Source organism: Acidimicrobiia bacterium, from assembly GCA_029210695.1.
Taxonomy (GTDB): Bacteria; Actinomycetota; Acidimicrobiia; order Spongiisociales; family JAHEDJ01; genus JAHEDJ01.
The window spans coordinates 133,511-139,768 of sequence record JARGFH010000001.1 but is presented as its reverse complement, the minus strand read 5'-3'; the positions used below and the strand labels follow the sequence as shown (position 1 = coordinate 139,768).

Here is a 6,258-nt window from a genome sequence, read left to right as displayed (position 1 = left end):
CGACGTCTCGTCCCATCACCCTGATAATCCATAACTCCATCCTCGCTTCCAAGCTCCGGAGTCTCCAACTCTCCCAGGGCGATTCAGCCGTCGCCGGCGGCTGTGGCGATCGCAGCCGAGATCACCGGCAATGACGACGGTGCGTCTCGGGTCATCGACCTCGCCGCGTATCAACGATTCATCGACCGCAAAGACGGTGCGTCATGAGCACCGATTCGGTCTATCAGCAGCTCCGGAGCCACCTGGCGTATCTGAACCTTCAAGCGGCAGCCGAAGCGCTCCCCACCCAACTCGAGGCGGCCCGCACCGCCAAGACGGGTCACACCGAGTTCATCGAAGCACTCCTGGCAATCGAGGTTGACGCCACCGAACGGCGCCGCCACAACGCCAGGATGCGATTCGCGAACTTCCCGGCCCCGTGGACCGTCGACGACTTCGACTTCACAGCCCAACCCACGGTCGACGAAGCAATGATCCGCGAACTGGCCACCTGTAGTTTCCTCGACGACGCCACCAACGTCCTGTTCATCGGACCGCCCGGCGTCGGGAAAACCATGCTCGCCATTGCCCTGGGCCACGCCGCGGTCGACGCCGGACACCGCGTGTATTACACGACCGCAGCAGACCTCGCCGCACGGTGCCGCAAAGCCGCACTCGAAGGCCGGTGGGCGGCGACGATGCGGTTCTTCTCCGGACCATCCGTGCTCATCATCGACGAACTCGGATATCTTTCGATGCCTACCCAAGACGCCTCAGCATTGTTCCAAGTCATCGCCCGCCGCTATCTGAAAGGATCCGTGATCCTGACCACCAACCGGGGCGTCGCCTCCTGGGGAGACATCTTCTCCGACACCACCATCGCCGCCGCCATGCTCGACCGTTTGCTACACAGATCGGTGGTGTTCAACATCGACGGCGATTCCTACCGGCTCCGAACCCACCAAGCCGCCAACCGCAAACGACGACCCAAAGGAGGAAACAACTAGCATCCAAACCCAACCCAAGGTGAGGAATTTCGATGAGCAACCCTGGGGAATTTCAGCGAGCGGCGTCAACCCCGGCATCGGTGTTGGTGACCACTTGGTCGCTGAGTGCGCAGACGCCTTGGCCCTCCTAACGGCTGCCACGGCGCAAGACGGATCGCTGGTGGAGGGATTCGCCCTGGCAGGACAGCTACTGGCAGCTGAACTCAACCGGGCCGTCGCCGCGGAGAACTGTGCCGCAGCAGAGGAGAGCGTTGTCGCCGCCCAGTTGGTGTTGGCGACCGCCGAATTTGACGGTATCACAATCCCCACATTCGACACCGAGGCAGCCGACATAGTCCCCGATCTGATTGAACTGCTTTCCGCCTACAACGCCGGTGACCTGTGCCGTTAGGAGTTCTGCCGCTGCTGGAACCGCAAGAGCGCGGCGTCCAGCTCTTCCCACCCGACGGCCAGTTCGGTCTTGTTCTTCCGCAGCACCATGAGCGCCGCTTCCCGGAACAGCCCGGTGAGATCGGCAAACGACAATCCCTCGGTCTTGCGGGCCAGTTCATCGAGATCGACTTCGGGTGAGAACGGCACGTCGGTGATAGCGATCAAAGCGCGTCGACCCTCCACGTCGGGAAGACCCAGTTCGATGTGTGTCTCGAAGCGTCCCGAGCGCAGCAGCGCCGGGTCGACCAGATCCTTGCGGTTGGTGGCTCCGATCACGACCACGTCGCCGCGTTCGCCGATTCCGTCCATCTCCGTCAGGAGTGCGGCGACGACCGAGTCGGTGACGGAAGTGGTCGAGGATCCCCGTACAGGCGCCAAAGCGTCGATCTCATCGAAGAAGAGAATCGAGGGAGCAACAGCCCGGGCCCTGGAGAACACCTCCCGGACACCGCGTTCCGACTCGCCGACGAATTTGTCCAGCAGTTCGGCCCCCTTGATCGGGAAGAACGCCGCTCCCGACTCATGGGCCAGCGCCCTGATCACGAAGGTCTTGCCGGTTCCGGGTGGGCCGTAGAGCAGGATCCCTCGCGGTGGGTCGATTCCCATGGAGGCGAATCGCTCAGGTTGGGTCATCGGCCAGATGACCGCTTCGGTCAGCCGTTGCTTTACGTCTTCGAGACCGGCCACCCGTTCGAATCCGTACGAAGGTATCTCGCCCATCGAAACGGTTCCCAGCGATGGAGTCGTTGCCTCGATCGCAATGGTCATTAGTTCGGTGGTGACGTCGCCGGCATTGCGAGCCACCATCGCCGACGCATGGACGACGGCCGCCAGGATGTCTGCCCCGGAGAATCCTGCCGACCGCGCGGCCAGCTGCGCATAGTCGACGTCGGCGGTAGGCACCTTCGCCAGTGCCGCTTCGTATAGCGCCTTGCGGCGCTCCAGGTTGGGGGGCGGGATGGACAGTGTGCGGGGGAGAAGCGGCGATTTGGTGATCGTGTCGTCGAGGTGACGGAGCGAGCTGACGCCGAGTACGGCCGCCAGGCCCCTCCGCTCCGACACCGCGTCGAGAAACCAGCGAAGGATCGCGCCCACCTGGGTCTTGAAGGCCGAAAGGCCTTCCTCCCCGGTGACGGCTTCGAGACGGTTGATCATGACCACGCCCGGCACCGGAGTGGTCTTGACGGCCTTTTCGAGAAGGTCGAGCAACTTCTGCGGCTTGAACACCAGGTCGACGTTGACCTCATGTACGTGCGCGTCCACAGCCTCCGCTGCCGCGTGGACCAGTTCGACCTTGCCGCACCCCGTCGGTCCTTCGACGATGACCCCGGCTACCTCCGGCAGACCCCAGGCGGCCGGAAGATCACGATGACCGGTCAGCAGCGAGAACCATCCCGTGAGCACGTCCAGTTCGTTGGTCAGGCCGGCCAAAAGAGCTTCTGCAGTAGACGGCACTCGAGGTACGTCCGCCAATTCCGGATCGGTCACTTCGCGCTCGGGAGACTCCTCTCGACGGGCTGCCTCAGGTTCAGGAACGATCCGCGTGTTTGCTCCCACCATGACGGCCTGGCCCGGTTCGACGGCGATCACCCTGACCTCGATGTGGTTTTCTGCGCCGTCCGCGTAGGCCGGGTCGACTCCGACGACATCGCCGATCGAAACGGGGATTCCCTGGAGTGCCCGTGCCATGGCTTTAGCGTCCAAGGGCAACTCTGCACCCTCGATCACCACCAGGGCGGCAGTAGGGAGGATGATTCGTTTGGCGTCGATGCCCTGCCCGAGATACAACCCGGCGTTGTCGAGCATGCGCGGTCCCAACAGCAGCGCGGTCGGCTCCGGCACGTCGCCGGCCCGGACGAGCGCGTGGGTCTTGCCGATGGAGATGATGCCGCCACCCGGCATTCCCATGGCGGCGAGAATGGTTCCGTCTGCTCGAATGACCGGGTCCTTGCCGGCGCGTACCGTGAATCGCATACGGGCATAGTAGAGATCGAGTAGTGATCGGCGTTCGACAGCCTCAGATCTCGATGACCCGCTGAACGGGAAGCGACAATGCTCCGGTGGCATCGATCAGCTTCACGCCCGCCCGCTGGAGCCACTGCCAAACGAGGTGGGCCTCCTCGGCGTCGGCCACAGATGGGGGTACCTCCGGCGGGGGAGCGTCCGGCAGTGCCGGGGTCGGAACGAGCGGGCGTTGCACGGCCGACCAGGCCGAGATCAGCCTGCCCTGTTCGATCATTGCTCCATCTCCGTGCGCATCCTCGATCATCATGACTCCGCCACCGCTCAGGGCTTGCCAGGCGTGGCGGCGGTTGATGGCTCTGGCGAGCGATCGATGGCGGTCCCTGAGCCAGCCTGCTTCTTCGAAACGTGCTGCTGCCGAGTGTTCGAGCATCCGGTCTTCGAGTGGCCCGAGCAGGAGCGATGCATTGGTGTCCACGCCGGCCAGCAGCAACGCCACCACTTCGCTATACCGGCTCTCATCGAGGGTTCCGTCGCACGGGCAAAGGGCGACCCCGAGTTGGGCGGGAGCGCACGGACCCTGACGACTACCCGGTCTGCCTGCGCAACGTCGGATCTGCGTTGCGTCCCAGAGCGCATTGATGATCATCTCCGCACTGCGGCGGTTGCGGAAGGGGCCGAGGTACAGCAGGCCGTTCTCCTTGACCGTCCGCACGATCGAGAGACGGGGGAATCGCTCGTCGGTCAGTTTCACCCAGTGTGATGACTTGGGCGGTTTGGAGCGGCGGTTGTAGCGGGGGCGGTGGGCGTGAATGAGTCGCAACTCGGTGATTTCCGCTTCGAGTTCGGTCTCGCAAACCAGGTAGTCGACCTCCTCTAGCTCGCGCAGCATGTTGGCAACGGTGCGGCGGGTGTCGCCGTAGAAGTAGGACCGAACCCGGGTGCGGAGGTTCTTGGCCTTTCCGACGTAGAACACAGCGCCGTTGCGGTCCTTGAAGAAGTAGACGCCCGGCCGGCGCGGGAGGTCGTCGGCGAGGCTGATCTTCCGGTAGTGGGTAGACCCGCGGGCCGTCGGTAGCTGAAGGAGGTCCTCGAGTGCCGTGACCCCGAGTATGCCGGCCCGTTCGAGCAGCGAATGAAGAACATGGGCGGTCGCCCTGGCATCCTCGAGTGCCCGGTGGTTGGGCGTGGTGGGGGATCGGAAGTGGGCGGCCAGGGTCTGTAACTTGAGATTTCGTACTTCGTTTCGCACCAGTCGTCTGGCCAGCGCGGCGGTGTCGACCGAGCGGTTGGGCAGCCTTCCGTAGCCCAGCCGCTGCGCGGCGGCATTGAGGAAGCTCAGGTCGAACCGGACGTTGTGGCCGACGATGACGGCGTCACCGATGAACTCCAGGAACGAAGGCAGCGCCTCTTCGATCCGCGGCGCCTCGATCACCATCGCCTGGGTGATGCCGGTGAGGATCGTGATGAACGGCGGGATCTCGCTGCCCGGGTTGACGAGCGTTTGGTAAGTACCGGTGAGCTCGCCACCCCGGTAGATCACTGCCCCGATCTCGGTTATCTCACAGTCGGCGGCCGATCCACCGGTTGTTTCGAGATCCAGAACACAGAACGGGACCTCGAACAGGGGAGCGCCGAGTTCGTCGAAAGTCCGTTGTATAGCCAGCGCCATCCGTCGCCGTCCTCGTGCTTTGCTGACGCCTGAAACTACTCCGAACGTATGTTCGATGTCAAGAATTGGTGGGTAAGGCATAGTCGGTGTGAAGGGTTCCACCGGTACACTCGGATTGATGACTGAGATCGTTCGATACCGGTGCGCGGCGTGTGGAAACAAGACGAGATTCGACGTCGTCGACTCGCTTACCCGTCGGCGGTTTCATCATTATTCGCTGGGCGGAGAGCTGACCGTCGAAGACGAGGACATCATCGAGCGCAAGATCGTCAAGGTGGTGTGTCGCTGGTGCGATAGATCCGATGCTATCGAGGAGGTCGAGGAGTAGGCGGCGCTGCATCGATGAGTACCCGGGGACGGGTAGTGGCGGGTGGAAAGACGAGGGCAGGCTGGCCGTTAGCGGCTTCGCTGACGGACCGCCTCGAATAGCGCGACTCCGGCTGCCATCGCCGCATTGAGGCTGTCGGCTTCGCCGCTCATGGGAATGCGAACTCGGTCGCCGGCAGCCTCGAACCATGCGTCGCTCAACCCGTACTGTTCGCTCCCGACAACGATGGCCACTGCACCGGTGAGGTCGGCCTCCCAGAGCAAGGTCGATGCATCGGGCGTGGTAGCGATCGTGCGGATGCCCGACTGCTCCAGCCATCGCAGCGTTTCGCCGGTGGCGGCGATTCCGAGCGGCACGGTGAAGAGGCATCCGAGTGAGGCACGGACCACGTTGGGATTGAATGGGTCGGTCGTCGGATCGGCGACGATGACGGCGGTGACGCCGGCGGCATCGGCAGTACGCAACATGGTGCCGAGGTTGCCCGGCTTCTCGATTGACTCGACGATCAGATAGAGAGCGTCCGGGGCCGACTCCAATGAACCGAGATCCGTCTCGAACTGCTGCGCCACTGCAATCAGGCCTTCGGGACGGTCGCGATAGCTGACCTTGGTGAACGCATCCGCTCCGACCTCGATGACCTCGGCACCCGTGGATCGGGCGTCGTGGATCAGTTGGGGTTCGTTGCTGCCCAGGAACAGCTCTTCGCATACGAAGAGAGCTTCGACGGATACCCGCCGGTCGACGGCTCGACGTAACTCGCGGTACCCCTCGATGAGGAATCGTTGCGTCCGATCACGTTCGCGGCGGTTTCTGAGGCGCACCAACGATTTGATGCGCGGATTCTGCAGTGAGGTGATGAGTTCGGCCACGATGCGACG

Annotated in this window: 6 protein-coding genes; 3 read left to right on the top strand and 3 right to left on the bottom strand. The window is 63.4% G+C overall.

Features of this window, described 5'->3' with window-relative positions; genetic code table 11:
* The first annotated feature begins 203 nt into the window (after nucleotides 1-203).
* Both istB and P1T08_00675 read left to right on the top strand, forming a co-directional pair.
* Nucleotides 204-986 carry an IS21-like element helper ATPase IstB gene (istB, locus tag P1T08_00680; GenBank protein MDF1594597.1) on the top strand — a complete coding sequence of 261 codons (783 nt, stop codon included), beginning with the start codon at nucleotides 204-206 and terminating at the stop codon, nucleotides 984-986.
* A 19-nt stretch (nucleotides 987-1,005) separates the two neighbouring features.
* A complete protein-coding gene (locus tag P1T08_00675; GenBank protein ID MDF1594596.1) occupies nucleotides 1,006-1,377 on the top strand; it encodes a hypothetical protein in 372 nt (123 codons plus the stop codon).
* Here the strand turns inward: P1T08_00675 and P1T08_00670 are convergent.
* Complete coding sequence (locus P1T08_00670; protein MDF1594595.1) at nucleotides 1,374-3,392, bottom strand: ATP-binding protein; 2,019 nt, start codon at nucleotides 3,390-3,392, stop codon at nucleotides 1,374-1,376. The two genes, P1T08_00675 and P1T08_00670, sit on opposite strands and share 4 nt — an antisense overlap.
* 43 nt (nucleotides 3,393-3,435) lie before the next feature.
* A complete protein-coding gene (locus P1T08_00665) occupies nucleotides 3,436-5,052 on the bottom strand; it encodes a DEDD exonuclease domain-containing protein (GenBank protein ID MDF1594594.1) in 1,617 nt (538 codons plus the stop codon).
* Between the two features lie 118 nt (nucleotides 5,053-5,170).
* Between P1T08_00665 and P1T08_00660 the strand changes: the two genes are divergently transcribed.
* On the top strand, nucleotides 5,171-5,380 hold the full coding sequence (locus P1T08_00660; GenBank protein ID MDF1594593.1) for a hypothetical protein: 210 nt from the start codon (nucleotides 5,171-5,173) through the stop codon (nucleotides 5,378-5,380).
* Nucleotides 5,381-5,448: 68 nt separating this feature from the next.
* Here P1T08_00660 and P1T08_00655 read toward each other — a convergent pair whose 3' ends face one another.
* The gene (locus P1T08_00655; GenBank protein MDF1594592.1) at nucleotides 5,449-6,252 is read right to left on the bottom strand and encodes an RNA methyltransferase; all 804 of its coding nucleotides are present in this window, start codon (nucleotides 6,250-6,252) and stop codon (nucleotides 5,449-5,451) included.
* Nucleotides 6,253-6,258 lie beyond the last annotated feature (6 nt).